Here is a 22077-nt window from a genome sequence, read left to right on the forward strand (position 1 = left end):
TTATTAATATAAAATGATATTTTTTCACTCATTCCCATTTTAATAATTATTTACCATGCATTATTGATTGTCAAGCGCAAGAAAAGATGCCTAAGCAATAAAAAAAGGATTGTGACTTTTAACACAATTCTTTTTTCTCACTGTAATTTTTCGTTAAGTTTTACTCTGTCTTTTCGTTATCATTTTCAATTGGAACTAATTGTAAATTTCCATGTGGTTCTACCATTGGCATTGTTAATTTCTTTTTTGAACGTGCATATAAAATCCATCCTACAATTCCAAAGAATACCGGACCAAACGCAGTCCAAAAAGCTGTTGAATAATCATGAGTAAGTAATGGTTCAATACATGTAAAGATAATTCCAACAGCTACGACTAGCCAAACCATGATTGATACTGCCCACACCGCTCCTTTTTTCTTATAAAAAACAAATGGTCGTTCAATGCCCTTCTTCATTTTAAAGAATGGAAATGCTCCGATTAAGAAAAGATATGGCGCAGCTGAAGAAACATTCATCATGTCCATTAATACCGTGTAAAATTGGCTAGCTGCATCTCCACCAAACGCAATGAAAAGCATAATGGCTGAAACTAAGATTGCTTGAAGCCACATTGCATTGGCAGGCATTTTCTTTTGATTTAATTTAGTCAATTTTTTAGGAAGTAAGCGGGCATCGCTTCCTAAAATAAATGACTTGATTGGAGAATAAACCATTACAAAGGCTGCTCCAATTCCAGTTAATACGTCTGTTAATCCTGCAAAATGGGAAAAGGCTTGCCCAACTGCTGTAGCTGCCGTTGCAGATAAGCCAAACGCTTTTCCCACTTCGATCCCTAAGTTATTAATCAATACATATTCACAGTTCGCTAGGTTAACATTACTTTTTCCTAAAATACTTGTCCAGTTAGTTGAAAAACCACACATCACAATCATGAATATATACAAAAATGTCATTAAGATCATTGCTGTAATTAAAGCTTTTGGAAATGTTTTTTCTGGTTTATCGACTGAGTCAATCACTCCTGAAGTGGTTTCCAAACCTGCATACGCAAAGATCGCATAAACTAGGAACGAAATAATTTCAATTGGACTGTCAAAATTACTGTTAGGTGAAACCGTTAAACTATTGATTTCTGTAATGCCTTCAGCTAACACTCCATGATGAGCAACTAATACAATAATACTGAATAAACTAAAAAGAATTGAAATTGCAAATGCAAAAATTCCTCCGACTGTTGCTACCTTAGCAATCTTGTCGACACCATGACTTGCAATTAAAGTTACTAATAAGATAAAGGCAATTCCTAACAAACCTACGACTTGAGTTGAAGATAGATCTGCAAAATGCCATGTTTGGGTTTCATCTTTCCCAAAAAGCATTGTTGAAACTGAAACGATAAAGAATTGTGTTGATGATACTAACCAAACCATCCATGATGCTAACCAAATAAAAGTCCCAATAAATGCAACCTTTTCATTGGTAGATCCTTTTAACCATGAATAAATTCCGCCACTCGCTTCTTTAAACGAAGCCCCATATTCCGCAAACATTAATGCAGAAGGCAAGAAGAAAGCAAGCGCAGCAATTACATACCAAATAACACTTGAATACCCCATCTGATAAAATGCTGTAATTGAATTACTAAATCCAAAAATAGCTGAAAAAATCATTAAAACTAAACTGCCATATTTTATCTTTTTACTCTGGCTCGATTGATCATCCATAAAAATCATTTCCTTCCTTGATGTTAGATACATTATAACACTCGTTTAATATTTTTCTAATGATTTTCTAATCACAAAAAGCAAAGTATCTTTTCCTCACGTTAATTGAAAAATAGTTTTTACATATGGTATCTTTAAAATGAGTGTTCATTTTAGCACTAACATTAAAAAGAATAAGAGGAAAGTATATGCAGGCTGTTTTAATTCTCGCACATAAGAATTTCGATCATGTTGCTGCTTTATCAAAAATGTTGCAACGCAAGTTTGAAATTTATATTCATTTTGATAAAAAAATGAAGTTAAATACTTCTCAAACCAAATGGTTAGATCAAAATAAGATCAACTATATCCAAGAAATTGATGTTCATTGGGGCAGTTGGAGCATTGGTGAAGCTGCTCGTAGATTAATGCGCCTTGCAATGCAAAATCCCCAAATTACATATGTACACTTAATTTCCGGTCAAGATTGGCCCGTCATGAATCTTGATGATTTATATGAATTTTATAAAAATAACGATCAAATTTACTGTCGTTTCGCTAAAGCTAGTAAGAAAAAATTAGCTGGTGAAACTACTTTATGGTGGCAAAAATATTACTTTAATTATGACACTGTTAATCGCCGAACAATTTTTGGTAAATTTTATCACCGGGCATTATTATATGGTCAACGTTTCTTCCGTGTTAATAAATTTAAACGCTTAGGAATTGATGAAACCATTTATCATGGTGCTAACTGGTGTGATTTACCACGTGACGCCGTTGAATATTGTCTTCAATATATGGATAGTCATCCTAATTTTGTTAAAATGCTTGAAACTGGATGTTTTTCAGATGAATTTTGGGTACAAACCATTCTTTGCAATGAACCTCACTTTAAAAAACGGGTTACTGGCGATTTTCATCGCTTTGTTAAGTGGAAAAAACAACATGATAGTTTCCCAGCAGTATTAGATGATAGTGATTACGATGCTATCATTGCTGATCATGAAGCTCAATTTGCTCGTAAATTTGATCCACAATATTCTGAAAACCTAATTCAAAAATTAAATCGATATTATCAAAATTAACAAGGTGTAACAAAAACGTTTAAAACAAGCGCAGCATAAAAAGAGACTGTAAATAAACAGCCTCTTTTTTAATTGAATTAATGAATACAATGCACCATACAAATTAGCATCGTTTTTAAATTCAGTGGTCATAATTTGTGGCGATGTTAATGTATTTTTGAGCATTTCATCTTTATCAAGTAGTTTTTTAATAGTTTCAATCACAATCGGCTGAGTACTAATATTGCATATTTTTCTAAGTCAACTACTATTTGGATGTTTAAAATTAAGCATGCCACCTAATAACAATATTTTTCAAAAACTGGCCAAACTTGAGGATCATGAGCATTAATATATTCAAATGCTTTTTTACCATCAGTAAATTCAGTTTGATGTTTGAGTTGTTAATTTCTTCAATCAACTCAACTGCAGAAGCTGCACTTCCATACATTCCATGCCAATCATGCTTTGTGACATTTGCTTTCATAAAACTCACTTCGCCTGCTTGAAAATGACTTCCACGTAAAAGTTACCCATTGATGATAATTCCACCATCGATACCTGTTCCTAAAATCAAGACTGCGCTATTTGCAATTCCTTCAAACTCATCTTGGTAAGTATCACATACAGCCTTAATTTTTTTGCATGAAGTCAATTAAATTTTCACTTTTTGAATCTACTTTTGCTCTTTTTAAAATCGTTCCTTTTACACCCATCAATGCAAGTTTTACATGGGTTCCACCAATATCAATTACTAAATATTATTTCATAGTTTTTCCTCAATCTAATTTTGACTTATTGACAGAATAATATACTACCCTAGTTGTCAAACAAAATTAAGTATCTTGTTGAATCAACCGGATGATAGCGATATCATAATGATGAATTCATTTATAAGGAGGCCATCGTATGGTTAGTGAAGCCATCCAAAAACAAGTAATTCAGATGCGTGAACTTTGTAAGACAAGCGACGAGCGTCGAGATGCTGGTTTACCTGATAAAATTCCAGAAGTTGAACGTTTTGATGATTTAAGTTATGGTCCTGATCGTAAATGGAATTTACTAGACGTTTATTTACCTAAAAATCGAACTAAAAAAGTGCCTATTATTGTCCACATCCATGGCGGTGGCTGGTGTTATGGTACTAAAGAAACTTATCAATTTTATGGTTTGAACTTAGCCAAGCGTGGATTTGGTTTCATTAATTTTAATTATCCACTTGCACCTGATGTGCATTTCCCTACTCAACTTGATTGTGTTGATCAAGTTTTTCATTGGCTTGAAGCAAATGGATCTCAGTATGATTTAGATACGGAAAATGTTTTTCTTTCCGGAGACAGTGCTGGTGGGCAAATGGCAGAACAATACTTAACCATTTTATTTAATGCACATTATCGCGAACAGTTTGGTTATTCACTTCCCGCAGTTAATGTTAAAGCAGCGACATTAAATTGTGGTGCTTACTTCATTACATTGCCACATATGATTGAAGGACCAACCTCTGCGTATTTTACTCCTGAAATTATGCGCAATGATCGCGAAAGATTAGAAACAGAAAAATTCATGACAACAAATTTACCGCCAATTTTCATTATGACTGCCAACCATGACTTTTTGCATGATAGTGCAGTTCGTTTAGATGGTTATTTAATGGCTAAAAATATTAATCATGAATTTCATATCTATGGTGATGAAAAGCATCCACTAGAACATGTTTTCCATTTGAACCAACGCGATCCTATCGCTGAACAATGTAATGTCGATGAAATTGCCTTTTACCGCAAATATATTAACTAAACATGACAATGATTTAAATCAGAAGATGAAGTGCATTTCATCTTCTGATTTTTTAAATAAAATAAAAAGGTACTAATAGAAAAATATCTATTAGTACCAAAACGAATTTAATTTTTAGTCCTTTTCAATTTACAATATACCTTATTAAATCCAATTCCCATCAAAACTAACATAAATGGCAAGAACTGAATTAAATATCGACTACGTCCACTTTCAAAAATCAAGAGGAATAGCATAAATCCAAGCACTGTTAATTTCATTAACTCTGTAATAACATTCTTTTCAAAGGCTGCACATAACATCAAAATTAATCCAATACACCAAATGAATTGAATAAAGACTAACAAATTAGGATTATACCAGTGAGCCACATTGTCTTTTTGAACATATAATTGACGTGGTAATTGGCTTTGAGTTTTAGCATCCTTCTTAAAAGGAATTAAGAAAATTCCTTCATGTCCCCAAGCAAATGAACCTGAACTCAAGTTTGTAGATTGTTTTTTTATCAAGAAACGTTCATATCCTAAAACTCCCATTTTATCAAACCGTTTTTTCCACAGTTGAAGTTCCTTTTGATTTCTTTTTTGAGGATTTTTAATTGAATTTGCAAAGTTAACATCATCAAGCGAATAGCCACCATTTCCTTGAATTCCCATTGCAGCAAAATGAGACATTGGCATTGCCATTTTTTTATCAATTTTAACTAAAGTTTGATGTTTAGCTTGAAAATTATTATATGTGCCCCAAATCAAAACAAAGGATAAACCAAATGATACAATGTATGCAATCAGATGTTTCCAACTTATTTTGTTTAAATTAAAAATGATAATAATTGCTAATGCAATATAAAATATAATCAAGGAAGGTTTGATGAGTAAGTCAGCTACTGCAATCACTCCACCTAATACACTGATTACACATCTTGTTTTAACTGACTTTCCTTTCCATAAAGCAAGCAATAATAATTCTAATGCCGATAAGAAAAAGGCAATAACATCAGTATAGATAATACAAATCCATGGAGTTATTCCCATGAAAATGATACTAGCAGAGACGGAAACGTTTTTTACAATTTTTGAATTAACAACTTTTTTTGTAAAAATATTAATACATAAAATGGCTACATCTACTAACACAATGTTTAGCATTCCCATTGCTACTATAAAATCTTTAAACTCTGGTTTTCCTAAAAATAACCAAACATTATGTTCTAGTAATAGTAACGGAACAGTATTACTATAATTAGAAAAATATTGATATGTATTAACCCATACTTGTTTAAAATTTTCTGTTGCCGTTAAAGCCAAAATTCCAGGATCCCACATGCTGATTCCTGAACACGTCAAAACAATATATCCTTGCCATAATATCAGTGCAACTATTAAGATTACTTTTAATATTTTGGCACCTTTAATTGGTTTCCAAGCAATTGTTTTTAACTTTTTTCTCGAAAAAAATCCAATGATACCAATTAAAACTAGTACATCAATTAATAACATTCCTAAGTGACCAACATTTAATATTCCTAAAAAGAGTTCATTAATTGCGCCTAAAATTCCAATTATTATGAGTGGTATATAAAATATATTAATCATATAATCCAAGCTTTTATTATATGATTTCATATGTTATAAACACTCCTTTCCTCAAATAAAATCATCAGTTATTTCACAATATAAAAAATTTCGCACTTCTAATATTATATACCATAGTTAATCAATAAAGTTATCTAGATGTAAAAATTTAAATAACTGTTTAAAAGCGGACTTAAAGCAAACTAATCCAACTAAAATGATCCAACTAAGAATACTTAATATTGAAATTAATATTGACGAAATTCCAGTTTGATATTTAACACCTACAGTTCCTTTTCCTACATTTTTTAATAGCACTGTACCACGTTTAGATTTTTCCACTGGAATCTGTTTTCCTGCCACAAAAGCCTTTAAATTTTCATTATAAAGAACTGGCAAATCTAATTTTTGACTATTTTGTTTTACTTTAAAAATCAATTCATTAGGCTTAGATTGGGGATTTAATTTGACTTTATGCTCATCCACAAGTGCCACGTGTTTAGTGATTTCAGTGATATTCTTTTGAGCTGCAGGGAGTAAATAATCACACAATGCTGCTGTTTTAGCCTGTTGATCAAAATTTGTTGGCAAATTACTTTCGACAACATAACTGCGTGCAAATTTAGTCGTTGGAATTTGATTTACTTTCATCCAACTTAACAAAATTAATAGAATAGTTATTGCCAACCCCACCCATTGTTGAACTTCAGTATGATTAATTTTTTGACTAAATTTAACATATAATTCTGCGGCAATAAATGGAACCACACTAGTTGTAATTAATAAAAAACGCATTGGAAATTGAATTACATCAATTTGTGGCATAATATCAGATAATGTTTTCCATGGAAAAGCCGAAGAACTCATAATAAGAGTTAATATTCCTAAAATTTCTAAATATCGATTTAAAGAAGTTAATCTCTTGAAATTAATTAACCCTAAAATCAAAATGATCAATGCCATCAATCCAATTGCATAAACTCCACCAGCATGAACCGATACAAATGAATTATTCAATGAACTATCAATGATCTGACTTAATGAATCTCCATAGCACATTGATTTAATTATTCCAATTTCGCCTAATGAATGTTTTTGTTGAATTAATGGAAAAAGTGTAATTGACGCCGCCATGAGTGCCAAAACTGCTGAAAGCGCAAAGGTTTTAAACTTTTTAAAACGATGATTTGTCCAACACAATGTCACAATATATGTAAGTACCAGAAATGTCACAATAGTTACAGAACTTAAAACGTGCGTCATAAAAATTAAAGCAACACCAATTGCCAAGTATGGCCAATCTTGATATTTTCCCTTAATAATTTGGTAAAAACCATAAATTACTAAAGGTACAAATGACATTACAATAAACTCGCCTACATCCATGCGCGCATATAAGTTATAAGTGCGACAATTTGCAAAAGCCCATACGCTTGCACTAATTAGTGATGCAAAGCGGTTACGGAACAACTTATAACTCACAAAGTACATTAATCCCATTCCTATAAGAGTATAAAAATAAACTCCTCCATAAAAAGCATTTACTAAATTTATCCACTGTCCAATCAGTGCAAATGGTAATAATGTAACTTGAGGATAAAATATTCCATAAGGTTCCCCAATTTTAAAATATGAATATGTAAAGATTTTCGGAAAAAGATTCCCATGTTTAATATTTTGAATCATTTCATATATTCGTTGAATATGGAATTGCAAATCATCACCATTAAAAATGGTATACCGACTTGCAAACGGATAAATGAAAATTCCTCCCAAAATCGCTAAAATAAGCAAATCTACAATTATTAAATTATAATTTAATTTTCTTTTAGTCCGCTCCATTTAATCCTTCTCCCAATTAAGTAAGTGCTTTAGTTATATTAAATGTAATTTCTAAAACCGATTAAATCAGTTCATCGTCATAGATTACAAAACAACTTTAATTGTAACATAAATTAATTTTGTTCAAAAAATCATCTTAAAAACTCATAAAAAAATGGCAAGATCCAGTCTCCTTAAAACTGAATCTTGCCAAAAATCATTTTTATTTTTCTTCATTTCGAACAACTGGAGTATAATCATCTTCTTCAATAATAAAGCGTGGACGATGTTTAACTTCAGTGAAGATTTTTCCAATGTATTCACCAATTACACTGATACAAATTAATTGAATTCCACCTAAAAGCCAAATTGAAATCATTAATGAACTCCAACCAACAATTGTATGCCCAGTTAATTTACGAATAATTGAATAAAGTACTAATACAATGCTAATGCCGACAATAATGAATCCTAAAAGCATAATCAAGCGAATTGGAGTAGTTGAAAATGAAGTAATTCCATCTGCAGCAAATTTAAGCATTTTCTTCAATGGATATTTAGATTCGCCTGCAAACCGTTCTTTTCTTGCATAGTAAACTTTAGTTGAAGGAAAACCAACTAGTGGAACCATTCCACGTAAGAACAGATTTTCTTCTTTAAAGTTTAATAAATTCACAGTTGCTCGCTTACTCATTAAGCGAAAATCAGCGGAATTTGGTACCATATTGACTCCTAATTTTTGCATTAAACCATAAAACATCATTGCAGTTTTACGTTTAAATGGTGTATCAGTATCGCGATTATTGCGTACACCATAAACCACATCATAACCATTGTGATACTTATCAACCATTTTAGGAATTGCATAAATATCATCTTGCAAGTCTGCATCAATTGTTACGATCATGTCAGAATATTCAACTGCAGTTGTCATCCCCGCAATCAATGCATTTTGGTGACCAAAGTTTTTACTAAATTTGATCCCCGTTATGTAATCATGCTCCTTTTCAAATTTTTGGATTAATTTCCATGTCTTATCCTTGCTACCATCATCAACAAAAAGAATTTTACTTTGTGGATCGATCTTGCCATCATCAATCATTGAAACTAGGACACCACCAAGTTCTTTAACCGTTTCTGGCAAAACCTCTTCTTCATTAAAGCAAGGAACAACAATTGTTAAAAAATTATCTTTTTTCATCTAAAAACTGCTCCTAAAACTACAATATCTAATAAATAAGTTTAATATATTTAATGCCTATAAGTAAATGAATTTGATGCTTTTTTAACATTACTCATTAAATATCTAATATATTGTTCCATGATTGAAAATACCCTTTGCTAAAATTAAAAGTTCTCCCCTTCAAATGCGAATCGATTAAAAAAAACTTTAAAGTAATGCAAAGATTAGATTAAACCTGTAAACATCAGTACTTTTCTTCGTTACAATAGAAAATGAATCATTTTTTAGAAGGGATACAATAATGGAACAAAAAAAGAGATTTAAGATGTATAAGGCAGGTAAAAGTTGGGTCTTTGCTCCAATTGTGTTTTTTGGATTAACCGCCGGAGCAACTACCAATGCTGCAGCAGATACTGTTAGCTCAGATGTAAGTTCAGCAAGTCAACAAGTACAACAAGCTGACTCATCATCTCAAAGTCTTCAATCTTCACAAGTAACTTTACAATCATCAAGTAGCTCAAGTAACACTTCACTTTCATCAACAATCAGTACAAGTGAACCATTGAGTTCTCAATCAAGTAAGGCGACTATTTCAAGTTCACAAGTAAGTACAAAACAAGCAGTTTCTTCAAATCAAAATAGTGTGGCTTCCAGTTCAAGTCAAACTGCTTCAAGTAAACAAGAATCATCCATTGAAGAATCAAAACAAGCAAGTACTCAATCCTCAACAGCGAGTCAAGCAACTTCAAATGTTTCACATGAAACTACAAGTAGCTCAAAAAAACAAAGTTCAAGTGAAACTACAGTTGATTCTTCAAGTCAAAGTCAAAATGATGCCAAAGAATCATCTTCAATGGTATCGTCAAGCTCAAGTACTAGTCGTCCGGAAGAAAGTAGTATGCAATCAAGCTCAACTTCAAATTCAAGTATGGGTAGTACTTCATCAAGCAGCGCGGAAAGTTCAAGTGAAACTCCTCAAGTTGGTGAAATTGATGGTAGCATTGAATTAAATAATCAATCTGATTTAAAAGATAATAACAATGCAACCATTTCAAACATAAAAGATGATGCCGTTACTAATTCAACCAATACAGATGAAAAGTCAACTCAAGCTGCTCCGCTTGAAATGACAACATTTTCATCCGGAACAGCTTATATTGATATTAGTAAAAATCAAGGTTATGTAAAAGCTGATACAATTGATATTTCAAGCTGGCAACCAAATATTACGGTTGAACAATTTAAGACATTAAAAAAATATGGAATTAAGAACGTAATTATTAAAACTTCACAATACAGTAATTACATCAATCCATATGCTAAACAACAAATTGCTAATGCTCAAGCAGCTGGTTTAAATGTCGCTGTTTATCACTACGCTGGATTTGCTAACCCTGCTCAAGCTGTACAAGAAGCTGATTACTGGGTAAGCGTCCTTCAACAATTAGGAGTATCAAAAGATACTGCTGTGATTTGCGACTTAGAATCTGATTACACTAAAAATAGTCAAGTAGCTGAATCTTTGAAAGCCTTTTGGAATGAGCTTGCAAAGAAGGGTTACACTAATCAAGTACTATATACATTTGTTTCTTATGCCAACCAATATCCTCAAATTTTATCAACAATTTCAAAAGATAAAATCTGGATGGCACAATATCCATATTCACCAACAAGTTATTGGAACCAACAATACGGTGCATGGCAGTTTAGTGATAATGGACATTGTCCAGGAATTGATTATGCTTTAGATTTAAGTTACTGCTATAATCCTAATATTTTTGCTAAAGCCTCTGATCCACTCAATGGTCAAAAATATATTGACGGACATTGGCAATATTATAAGGATGGCAAAGCTGTCAAAAATCAATATGTCTGGATTGCCGATCAAAACAAAACTTGCTATTACGATGCAAATGGTTATATGGTATATGGCCAACAATGTATCAATGGTCACTGGCAATACTTTGACACTGTCACTGGTGCCCAAGCTAAAAACAAATATGTTTACATTAAAGATCAAAATAAGACTTGTTATTATGATAACAATGGAAACATGGTATATAGTCAACAATGCATCAACGGTCACTGGCAATACTTTGATCCCGTAACGGGGGCTCAGGCTAAAAATCAATGGGTTTACATCAAAGATGAACAAAAAAATGTTTTCTATGATGGTAATGGAAACATGGTTTACGGCCAAGTTAAGATGGGAAATAATTGGAAGTACTTTGATCCTGTAACGGGTGCCCAAGCAATTAATAAATATGTTTACATTAAAGATCAAAACAAGACTTGTTACTACAATAGCAATGGTGACATGGTTTACGGTGAACAAAATATTAATGGTCACTGGCAATACTTTGACACTGTCACTGGTGCCCAAGCTAAAAACAAATATGTTTACATCAAAAACAAAAATAAAACTTGTTACTATGACAACAATGGAAACATGGTATATGGTCAACAATGCATCAATGGTCACTGGCAATACTTTGATCCCGTAACGGGGGCTCAGGCTAAAAATCAATGGGTTTATCTTGAAGATGAACAAAAAAATGTTTTCTATGATGGTAATGGAAACATGGTTTACGGCCAAGTTAAGATGGGAAATAATTGGAAGTACTTTGATCCTGTAACAGGTGCTCAAGCAATTAATAAATATGTTTATATTAAGGATCAAAACAAAACTTGCTACTATAATAGCAATGGTGACATGGTATATGGCCAACAAAAGATCAATGGCCACTGGCAATACTTTGACACTGTCACTGGTGCCCAAGCTAAAGATCAGTATGTTTACATTAAGGATCAAAATAAAACTTGTTACTATGATGCTGATGGGAACATGGTTTATGGCCAACAAAAGATCAATGGCCACTGGCAATACTTTGATCCCGTAACGGGGGCTCAAGCTAAAAATAAATATATTGAAGATCAAGGTAAAACTTACTATTATGACAAAAACGGAAATATGGCTTATGGCCAGCAATGCATTAATGGTCATTGGCAATACTTTGATCCATCTACAGGAGCACAAGTTAAAGGGCAATTTGTATGGATTGCCGATCAAAATAAAGAAGTTTACTATGATGAAAATGGTAACATGCTTTATGGTTGGCAAGAAATTGATGGCAAAAAGTATTACTTCGATCCAGTTACTGGTGCTAAAGCAACTAACACAACATTAACAATCGATGGTAAAAAATATACCTTTGATGAAAATGGAAATGTAGTTACCGAAAATAATGAAGACACCGCAACTAGTGGTAAATAATTAAAAAGGTACTAATAGAGCTAAGCTTTCTCTATTAGTACCTTTTTCTTTTGCTTAAATAACGATAAAAAATAAGTGACTTTAATCAGCCACTTATTTAATCCTTTCTTATGTTGTTAATTGTGCCACTGCCTTTTTTATGAAATATCCTGCACGTAATTTTTGTGCCATTGATACAGCATTTTGTTGCATTTGAGCATATTTTTCATCTGATAAACTCGGTAAAATCGTTTCTAGTTCATGTAAATCATTAACGCTTAACCCTACATTATATTTACTTACAAATTCACTCATTGCTGATTGTTTCCAAACAATTACTGGAATTCCTGAGCTCAAATACAAAGAAGTTTTATGAGGATTATTATATTTTAAATATTCACCATACATCCCATTACATTCATCTAATCGATTACCATCCCATACTAATCCAAAACTTTCTTTTAAATGTAGTGGTAATTCTTCTGGTGAAAAAGTTCCCTTATAATTTACATTTTGTGGATAATGTAGATGTTTATGTGGACCATATAAATTAATTGACTGCTTTAAATCCCATTTATCAAGAAATGCTGCCTTGACTAAATTCCCCGCAAAAGCAATTCCTTGATGATTATCTCGCTGTCTATTTAAAGGTACTGCGGTGTAGTAATCAAAAATTTCTAATGAGATGATTGGTACTTTAACTCCCATTTGAATCAATGCTCTTTTCATATGATCATTATGTACAATAATTCCGTTCGTTCCATTAAAAAAATCAACTTCAAATTTTTGAAAACCATATCGATCCTTAAAAATGCGTAATGACTCTAAATCATGAACAATAACATAAAAATGGGCAATATTTTTTTGTGTTAGCTTTAATAAGCGTCGCATGCATACTTTTGAATAAATTGGGTATTGAAAAATAACGGTTGCATCTTTCCCACGCAATTTTTTTAAAGCTTGAGGAATATCATTCCAAATCATTTTTTGCTTTCTTAGATGTAAAAATGAATGACTAAAATCAAATGATTGTAAGTCTTGATATCCCATTTGACGCAAATAATAATTAATATCAGTCCGAGCTTTAGGACCTGCATTATTTTTACTTAAATCTAAACCTGTGATTATATATTTACTCATATCATAAACTTCCCGAATATTTTTACTGGAAATATTATATCAAAAATGACACTGAAGTTTTATTATTACAATTTAAACAAAAAAGAGGCCCAAGCCTCTTTTAATATATTAATTTCTAAATTGGTCTGATTGACGGTATACATAGAAGTATGGTTTCCCTGATACTTGCCAGTACCATTGATAACCAAATTCTTGAATAGCTGTTCCAGTTTGACCTTGAGTATAGTAGCAAGTTGAGATACATTGTGCATTACTTCCACCTTGTGTAATTACAAGTGTATGTCCTGCTGAACCTGAACTTTGACCACGTTTCCCCCAGATAATCACATCACCACGTTGTGGAGTATAGCTACCATTTTCAGTTACTAAATAGTAACCATTAGATTGTAAATAACCATGCATACTATCAGTATTGTATAAGTATGCGTATGAACCAGCACCAGCATCACGGATTGCTTGAACCATTGAACCTGAACAATCGGCTGTTCCATCAGCCCCATTTCGTGAACCAGACATTGAATATGTGATTTTACCTTTACGATCTTCAAACCAATTAATTACGCGTTGGTTAAAGTCAACACAATGTCCTTGAGCATCAAATTTATAACTCTTGCCATTGATTGTACGCGTTGTATTCTTAATTTGAGCACCCGTTACTGTATCAAAGTAATAGTTATAACGATCTGTCACTAACCAACCATAGTGCATTGTACCATCTGAGTTGTAGTAACATGTCTTATTTTGTCCATATGAACTTAAGTTTTGCCATCCAGTCAAGCGTGCACCTGTTACTTTGTCAAATAAGTACCAGTTTCCACCAATTTTTTGTTGACCATATACCATATTTCCTTCAGAATCGTAGTAACATGTTTTCTTTTGATCTGGAATCCAAATAAAGGCATACTTAGCTTGCTTACCAGTTACGGGATCGAAGAATTGCCAGTGGCCATTAAGTCTTTGTTGACCGTATACCATATTTCCATAGTTATCGTAATAGCATGTCTTCTTTTCTTCATCAATCCAAACATATTTATTTTTAGCTTGAGCACCGGTAACTTTGTCAAAGTATTGCCAGTGACCATTGATACATTTTTGACCATAGACCATATTTCCGTTGTTGTCATAGTAACATGTCTTATCTTGGTCTTTAATGTAAACCCACTTGTTTTTAGCTTGAGCACCAGTTACGGGATCAAAGTATTGCCAGTGACCATTGATGCATTGTTGACCATAAACCATGTTTCCATCAGCATCATAGTAACATGTCTTATCTTGGTCTTTAATGTAAACCCACTTATTCTTTGCTTGAGCACCAGTTACAGTATCAAAGTATTGCCAGTGACCATTAAGTCTTTGTTGACCGTATACCATGTCACCATTGCTGTTATAGTAACATGTCTTGTTTTGGTCCTTAATATAAACATACTTATTAATTGCTTGGGCACCAGTGACTTCGTCAAAGTATTTCCAGTTATTTCCCATCTTAACTTGACCATATACCATGTTTCCATTAGCATCATAGAAAACATTTTTTTGGTCATCTTCAAGGTAAACCCATTTATTTTTAGCTTGGGCACCCGTTACAGTGTCAAAGTATTGCCAGTGACCATTAATTTTTTGTTGACCATATACCATGTTTCCTTTATTAGGATCATAGTAAACTGTTTTTTGTTGTTCTTCTAACCATTGATAGCCAAATTGCATCGCACCAGTAACTTTATCAAAGTAATACCAGTTATTGTCAATTTTTTGTTGGCCATATACCATTTGACCTAAATCATTATAGTAAACAATCTTATCTTCAGATTCAATTTCTTGGAAACCAGTTAAGTTTTGTCCATTTTCACGTAAATACCAGTAACCATTTTCATATACTTGAACTACATCTGGATTTGATGCAATTGAATCTGCTGATTTTTCTGATACAGCTTTTTCATTTACCGCTGTAATTTTATCACTTGAAGAAGATGATGAACTGCTTACTTTTGAAGATGAGCTTTCAGTTATTTCGTTTTTTGATGCTGTACTACTTGATGATTCAGTAGGAGTAGTACTTGAGGTTGATGAAGAAACTGAAGTCTTCGTTTCATCTTCTGCTTTTGAAGATTGAATTGCTGATGGAGATGAACTTTGAGCTTCCTTTACATCATCTTGAGCTGAAGTTTTGGTTGAATCATTCGTTTGGCTTGAAGCACTAGAATCAACTGTTGATGAAGAAGATGATGAAACTGTACTACTTGAGTTAGCATTAGAAACACTTGATGATTCTTTTGATGTGCTTGAAGTAGTAGTTGTTTCACTTGAAGAAACTTCACTTACAGCTGATGAGCTTACTTGAGAGCTTTTCAATGTAACTGCGGTACTTTGAGAACTAGAATTTTCGCTTACACTTGAAGATACATTTGAAGATGATGAACTTGTTGAACTTAAATTCACATCATCTGCATGTACAGTTGTTCCCAAACTTAAACCAAGTAAACATGTTGCCGTTGTAATTGCGCCAAATACCCAGTTTTTGCCGCTTTTATACATTTTATAACGTGTTTTTTTGTCAAACATTCGATTAATCTAATCCCTTCCTATTTTTTACCTTGTAAGTATAACATATGCCTTAAAAAAATTATTTTACTATCCGATTACAAAAAAGCTTTGCGAAAACGTTTTATTTTACTAAATAAATCTATTTTAATTCTATTTATATATATTGATATAGTTGATATAATCGCAAAAAAAGACCATTACCTGCATTTATATCTTGCTAAATCCATTTTTAAATAAATAGATCTTGTAATAAAAGCAGTAATGATCTTTAAAATAATTATATTTATTTTTTTAATAATTCTTAACTGAATATAGACTTATTTAACCTTTGCCAAGAAGTATTTTTTCTTGCCACGTCGAATAACAACATATTTACCATCAAATGCAGTTGTTGGATCTAATTCATAATCTAAGTCACGAATCCGTTCTCCATTGACATAGATTGCTCCATTTTTAACATCTTCACGTGCTTGGCGTCTTGAAGGTTCAATTCCATTATCAACTAACCAAATTACAATGTTAGCTTTTTCATTTGAAACTTCCACAGAAGGCATTTTCCCGAAAACTTGTTTAACTTGGCTTGCAGTTAATTCTTTAATATCTCCGCTAAATAAAATTTGTGAAATTTTTTCAGCTTCTTCCATTGCTTCTTTGCCATGTACAAATTCAGTAACTGCACGCGCTAATGCACGTTGAGCTTCACGTTTTTCTGGTTGAGTTTCTACTTTTTGAGCTAACTCTTCAATTTCTTCGTGACTTAAAAATGTGAAGTACTTCAAGTATTTAACTACATCACGATCATCTTGATTTAACCAGAATTGGTAAAATTCATATGGTGAAGTCTTCTTGGCATCTAACCAAATTGCTCCTCCAGCTGTTTTACCAAACTTTGTTCCATCGGCCTTAAGCATCAATGGGATTGTTAATCCATATACTTTTGCATCTTGCCCTTCTTTTTTATGAATCAAGTCAACACCAGCTGTTATGTTGCCCCATTGATCGGCACCACCGACTTGTAATTGAATGTCATTTTCTTTGTACAAGTGTAAGAAGTCCACTGATTGTAAAATTTGATATGTGAATTCAGTAAAGGAAATTCCGTTTTCTAACCGACTAGCCACGATATCTTTTTTGATCATCGTGTTCACACCAAATTCTTTCCCATAATCACGTAAAAAGTCTAATAAATTAATTTTTGATAGCCAGTCATAGTTATTTACAAATGAAATATGACCACTTCCACCAAACAAGCGGGTAACTTGTTCGGTTAAACTTTTCACGTTATGTTGAACTTGTTCCATTGTTTGTAATTGCCGTTCAGTCTTACGACCACTTGGATCACCAATTGAACCTGTTCCACCACCAATTAAAATATATGGATGGTAGCCGGCTAATTCAAACCGTTTCAACACAATAAATGGAATTAAGTGTCCAATGTGCAAACTATCTCCAGTCGGATCTGTTCCACAGTATAAAGAAATCTTCTTTTCTTTTAATAATTCACGCAAACCTTCTTCATCAGTTTCTTGGTTGATTGCGCCACGCCATTTTAAGTCTTCTAAGATGTCCATTGTGATTCCTCCTAATCTTGTTGCATCTAAACAAAAAGTCCCTGGAATAAAATTCCAGGGACGAATTTCTCGTGGTACCACCCAACTTCGCATAAAGCCTTTAACTAGATAACGCTAGTTTCGTTTGCATCACTTTATGAAAGTGTAATTCAATCTTCACCGCGGATTAGCTTCCAGCAACCGCTAACTTCCTTGACCGTTGGATGAGACCTACTATGTTTTCCGATGCATTTTATTTCGCTTTTAATTAAACCATGATTTACCAGAATGGTCAATTATTCGGCTATTAATTTTGCCCCAACAGCAAATATGATAAAATTAATTTATAAAGTTAAAGGAGGCTTTTATCATGGCTGTAAACATTTATGATTCAGTAAATCAAGTGGCAAATGAATTACCACAAACTCAAGAATTCATGGCAGTTCAAAATGCCTTTGCTGCATTGAAAAGTGATGCAGTTGCATTTGACATGTACGAAAAATTTACTGGTCTTCAAAGTAAATTACAAAATGCTCAAATGAGTGGAGAACAACCTAACGAAGAAGATATGAAACATCTTCAAGAACTTGCTCAAAAAATGGGTAACATGGATGCCATCACTAATTTAATGAAGGCAGAACAATCATTAAACCAATTATTAAATGACATCAACTCAATTATTTTAAAACCAATCAATGATATTTACGAAAAGAAATAATCCATTGATTTTTGATATTTAATTCGGAACAGTCTTGGTTGACTGTTCCTTTTTTAATCTGATTATAGTAATATTGATTCTGATATTATTATTTCGAGGTTAATTTTATGGAAAAGGAAAAAATTATGGCAACAATCAGCGAAAGTACAATTAATAGTACTAATGCTGGTTCAAAAGCCAAAGATGATATTATTAAAATTTCTCAAGGGGCTGGATTTAAGCAATTAATTTTAACTAACCCTCGTTCACATGTTGATAAATTAAAATTTTTAGCTAAATCATATACTGGTGCGTTAAAATCAACTTACCAAACTAATGCAGATTTAATTATCTTCCAGTATGCAGGTTATTTTAATTTCACTACAGATATTTCATTGCGTCAATTTAGAAAATACAATCGTTCTACTCCAATTTATTTATTGATTCACGATGTCTCATATCTACGTTCTCAACTAGATAAAGATTGGCAACGTGAATTTAAACTTTTTAATGCTGCTGATGGATTGATTGTACATAATGACAAAATGAAAACGTGGCTTGGCGAACATGGGATTTCAGTTCCGATGATTACTCTTGAAATTTTCGATTATTTAACAAATCAAGCTGAAAATGATAATGAGTTTAATAAACACGTGGTTTTTGCAGGTAACTTAGCAAAATCTACTTTTTTAAGTAAACTCGCTATCAATACTCCCGTTGATTTATTTGGACCAAAACCACTTGAAAACTATCCTACTAATATTACCTATAAAGGTATTAAAAAACCTGATGAACTAGCTAAATATTTAGATCAAAGTTTTGGATTAGTATGGGATGGCGATAGTATTCATGAATGCAGTGGTAAACTAGGTAATTATGAACGCTTTAATAATCCACATAAAGTTTCACTTTACTTAAGTGCCGGATTACCTGTAATCGTTTGGAAACAAGCAGCGATGGCTGATTTTGTAACTAACCATAACGTTGGAATCGTAATTGATGACTTAGCTCACTTAGACGAAGCAATTAACCAACTTTCTGAAGACGATTATGCTAAAATGAAAAAAAATGTCCACCTTATTTCACAAAAATTAAGAACTGGACAGTATACTTTGGAGGCTTTAAATAAAGTCGAAATTTAATTTAAGGAGCTAATTTCGATGATAGGAAAAGTAATGGTTACGGTCACAGAGCCGCAAGAAAATTATGGTGGTCCTAAAGCACGCAATGATATTAATCAACTCGCAGCTACTTTAGGCTATACAATTAAAAATGTGGTCAATCCACCTTCTATCACTAAAAAGTTATTATTTTTAAATCACTTTTTAACTGGAAAAACTAAAAAAATGTTTCAATACAATGATGTTGACACCATTGTATTTCAGTATGCTGCATATTGTAATTTCACCACAAATATTGCCATTAAAGCACTAAAAAAATATAATCCACACGCTCGTTTCGTCCTTTTTATTCATGATATTGCAGCTTTACGTTATGGATTCAAAAGAGATTTGAAACGTGAAATTAAGTTATTTAATCAAGCTGATGTATTAATTGTGCATAATTCTAGAATGGCTAAATGGTTACTTCAAAATAAAGTCAATGTTCCAATGGTTAATTTAGAAATTTTTGATTATTTAAGTCATACTACTTTAAAATCTAAGACTTCAACTGATCATTCAGTAGTATTTGCTGGGAATTTAGCAAAATCAAGTTTTTTAACAAAGGCTGCTTTGCATACTAAATTTACACTTTATGGACCTAATCCAAGTGATTCTTACCCAGCTAATCTCACGTATAAAGGTCAAATGAAACCAGATGAACTGCCTCTTCATTTAAACCAACGTTTTGGTTTAGTATGGGATGGCGATAGTTTGCATGAATGTAGTGGTAAAATGGGCCATTATCAAATGTATAATGATCCTCATAAGGTTTCTTTATACTTAAGTTCTGGAATTCCAGTAATCATCTGGAGTCAAGCAGCAATGGCTGATTTTATCAAAAAACATGATGTTGGTTTAGTAGTTGATGATTTGACTCAACTTGATTCCATTTTAGCATCACTTTCACAAACAGATTATCAACGCATGAAAACAAACACAATAAAACTAGCTTCAAAATTACGTCAAGGATACTTCACCAAAAAAGCATTAAAAGCAGCGGAATTAATTCCTATTAAAAATAAAGCGAAATTGTGATTCAAATCACAATTTCGCTTTATTTTTGTTTACCATTTACTAGCAAAATATATCCAATACCTGAAACTAACATTAATAAACAATACCAACTATATGGCACAATTGCCATTGGTGAGATTCCTGCTAACCCCGCAGCCACAAGCAGTTGACCACCATACGGAATTAATCCATTAAATGCACATGAAAAGGTCACAAGATCACTTGCAATGCGCACTGGCGCAATGTCAAAACGTTCACCAATATCTTTAGCTAATGGTCCTGCAGTAATAATTGAAACTGTGTTATTGGTTGTAATGATATCAAGTAAACTAACAAGTGCTGCAATGGCAAATTCTCCACCTTTAGTCGTTTTAATCCTTTTAGTTAATACATTGATAATCCAATCAATTCCACCTAAATAATCCATTAAGGCAACTAAACCACCTACTAAAATCGCAATTAAAGCCATATCTTCCATGCTTTTCATCCCATTATGAACTACTGTCATTGACTTTACTAATGAAAAATCGCCATGTAACACTCCAATTGTTACTCCACTTAAAATTCCAATCGTTAGCACTAAAATAACATTCATCCCAGTAAACGAAAGTACAATAACTAAAATGTAAGGTAATAAATTAACAACATTGTATGGATGACTGCCACTTAATTGGGCTCCTTGTCCAATAGGTTGCATTGTTAAAAGAACCAAAGTTGCTATCACTGCCGGCAAAATCATCATGATATTTGTTTTAAATTTTTGCATCATTGAAACATCTTGCGTTCGGACTGCAGCAATTACTGATGCTGAAATCATTGATAAATTATCTCCAAACATAGCACTTCCAATGACCGTACCGCAAAATAAAGCCATGTTGCCATTTACTTTCAATGCAAGTGAAACTGCAATTGGCATTAATGCTGCCACGGTTCCCATTGAAGTTCCCATTGCAAAACTAATAATACAACCGATGATGAATAATCCTGGCAAAATTAATTTCACTGGCAAAATATCCAATCCTAAATTTGTCACTGCATCAACTGCATGCATTCCCTTAGAAACACCGTAAAAGCCACCTGCAAGCAAAAAAACAATTACCATTAAAATCAAACCATCATCGCCACCGCCAACACAATATTTAGTGACGCGTTGAGCAAAAGTGATTTTATCAATTTCACCTTTTTTATGCATCATTAACGCAACGCCAGATGCAATAAAAATCCCAATCATTAAGGGCATATTATTGAAATTCTGCGTTGTTATCCCCGTAATAATGTAAAGTACTAAAAATGTTAATAAAGGGACTAATCCCCAAAAACTGCCTTTATTTCGTTGTTCCATATGTAACCCTTCTAAATCATAATAATTCCAGTATACCGCAATTGAAGCCACAAAAAAACAAAGCCTGTCAGTAATGAGTTCATGTTCATTACTACCAGACTTTGCGAAAAGGAAGTATATTTAGGATATTATTTTAGGATTGTAATTTCATTTTTTTCTAATCTCAAGAGGGATAGAAACTAGAAAAAATATTTATGAATTACTATGTCTATTATATTAAAGTTAACCTA

16 protein-coding genes are annotated in these 22077 nt (G+C 32.6%); 6 read left to right on the top strand and 10 right to left on the bottom strand.

Annotated features, from left to right (window positions below; genetic code table 11):
• Positions 1–160 precede the first annotated feature (160 nt).
• On the bottom strand, positions 161–1726 hold the full coding sequence (gene yjeM / locus ACWCL1_RS00970) for a glutamate/gamma-aminobutyrate family transporter YjeM (protein WP_454545057.1): 1566 nt from the start codon (positions 1724–1726) through the stop codon (positions 161–163).
• Positions 1727–1914: 188 nt separating this feature from the next.
• Between yjeM and ACWCL1_RS00975 the strand changes: the two genes are divergently transcribed.
• Positions 1915–2793: a beta-1,6-N-acetylglucosaminyltransferase gene (locus ACWCL1_RS00975; RefSeq protein WP_454545058.1), complete on the top strand. Its 879-nt coding sequence runs from the start codon at positions 1915–1917 to the stop codon at positions 2791–2793.
• Positions 2794–3058: 265 nt separating this feature from the next.
• On the opposite strand, the gene ACWCL1_RS00980 is transcribed toward ACWCL1_RS00975, so the two are convergent.
• Together ACWCL1_RS00980 and ACWCL1_RS00985 are read right to left on the bottom strand one after the other, a co-directional pair.
• Entirely contained in the window at positions 3059–3259 is a 201-nt protein-coding gene (locus ACWCL1_RS00980; protein ID WP_454545059.1) for a hypothetical protein, read from the bottom strand.
• A gap of 42 nt (positions 3260–3301) precedes the next feature.
• Positions 3302–3427 (bottom strand): hypothetical protein, encoded by a 126-nt coding sequence (locus tag ACWCL1_RS00985; protein ID WP_454545060.1) that lies wholly within the window; start codon positions 3425–3427, stop codon positions 3302–3304.
• A 254-nt stretch (positions 3428–3681) separates the two neighbouring features.
• On the opposite strand from ACWCL1_RS00985, the gene ACWCL1_RS00990 reads away from it, so the two are divergent.
• Positions 3682–4569 (top strand): alpha/beta hydrolase, encoded by an 888-nt coding sequence (locus tag ACWCL1_RS00990; RefSeq protein ID WP_454545061.1) that lies wholly within the window; start codon positions 3682–3684, stop codon positions 4567–4569.
• A gap of 107 nt (positions 4570–4676) precedes the next feature.
• On the opposite strand, the gene ACWCL1_RS00995 is transcribed toward ACWCL1_RS00990, so the two are convergent.
• From ACWCL1_RS00995 to ACWCL1_RS01005, 3 genes are all read right to left on the bottom strand, one after another.
• Positions 4677–6194: a hypothetical protein gene (locus ACWCL1_RS00995; protein WP_454545062.1), complete on the bottom strand. Its 1518-nt coding sequence runs from the start codon at positions 6192–6194 to the stop codon at positions 4677–4679.
• A gap of 87 nt (positions 6195–6281) precedes the next feature.
• Positions 6282–7985 carry a hypothetical protein gene (locus tag ACWCL1_RS01000; RefSeq protein ID WP_454545063.1) on the bottom strand — a complete coding sequence of 568 codons (1704 nt, stop codon included), beginning with the start codon at positions 7983–7985 and terminating at the stop codon, positions 6282–6284.
• A 202-nt stretch (positions 7986–8187) separates the two neighbouring features.
• Entirely contained in the window at positions 8188–9165 is a 978-nt protein-coding gene (locus tag ACWCL1_RS01005; protein ID WP_454545064.1) for a glycosyltransferase family 2 protein, read from the bottom strand.
• Positions 9166–9448: 283 nt separating this feature from the next.
• Here ACWCL1_RS01005 and ACWCL1_RS01010 point away from each other — a divergent pair, with 283 nt between their 5' ends.
• Positions 9449–12421, top strand: coding sequence for a GH25 family lysozyme (locus ACWCL1_RS01010; protein WP_454545065.1), 2973 nt, complete (start codon positions 9449–9451; stop codon positions 12419–12421).
• Between the two features lie 108 nt (positions 12422–12529).
• Here ACWCL1_RS01010 and ACWCL1_RS01015 read toward each other — a convergent pair whose 3' ends face one another.
• From ACWCL1_RS01015 to tyrS, 3 genes are all read right to left on the bottom strand, one after another.
• The gene (locus ACWCL1_RS01015) at positions 12530–13540 is read right to left on the bottom strand and encodes a hypothetical protein (RefSeq protein ID WP_454545066.1); all 1011 of its coding nucleotides are present in this window, start codon (positions 13538–13540) and stop codon (positions 12530–12532) included.
• A 108-nt stretch (positions 13541–13648) separates the two neighbouring features.
• The gene (locus ACWCL1_RS01020; protein ID WP_454545067.1) at positions 13649–16099 is read right to left on the bottom strand and encodes a peptidoglycan amidohydrolase family protein; all 2451 of its coding nucleotides are present in this window, start codon (positions 16097–16099) and stop codon (positions 13649–13651) included.
• A 299-nt stretch (positions 16100–16398) separates the two neighbouring features.
• Positions 16399–17652, bottom strand: a complete 1254-nt coding sequence (gene tyrS / locus ACWCL1_RS01025) for a tyrosine--tRNA ligase (RefSeq protein ID WP_454545068.1) — start codon at positions 17650–17652, stop codon at positions 16399–16401.
• Between the two features lie 349 nt (positions 17653–18001).
• Between tyrS and ACWCL1_RS01030 the strand changes: the two genes are divergently transcribed.
• The 3 genes from ACWCL1_RS01030 (at position 18002) to ACWCL1_RS01040 (ending at position 20526) form a co-directional block, all read left to right on the top strand.
• A complete protein-coding gene (locus ACWCL1_RS01030; protein ID WP_454545069.1) occupies positions 18002–18349 on the top strand; it encodes a YlbF family regulator in 348 nt (115 codons plus the stop codon).
• 107 nt (positions 18350–18456) lie between these two features.
• Positions 18457–19470 (top strand): sugar transferase, encoded by a 1014-nt coding sequence (locus tag ACWCL1_RS01035; RefSeq protein ID WP_454545070.1) that lies wholly within the window; start codon positions 18457–18459, stop codon positions 19468–19470.
• Positions 19471–19488: 18 nt separating this feature from the next.
• On the top strand, positions 19489–20526 hold the full coding sequence (locus ACWCL1_RS01040; protein WP_454545071.1) for a hypothetical protein: 1038 nt from the start codon (positions 19489–19491) through the stop codon (positions 20524–20526).
• Positions 20527–20545: 19 nt separating this feature from the next.
• Here the strand turns inward: ACWCL1_RS01040 and ACWCL1_RS01045 are convergent, their stop codons facing one another.
• A complete protein-coding gene (locus ACWCL1_RS01045; protein ID WP_454545072.1) occupies positions 20546–21847 on the bottom strand; it encodes a Na+/H+ antiporter NhaC family protein in 1302 nt (433 codons plus the stop codon).
• Positions 21848–22077 lie beyond the last annotated feature (230 nt).

Source organism: Ligilactobacillus sp. LYQ135 (genome assembly GCF_053711055.1).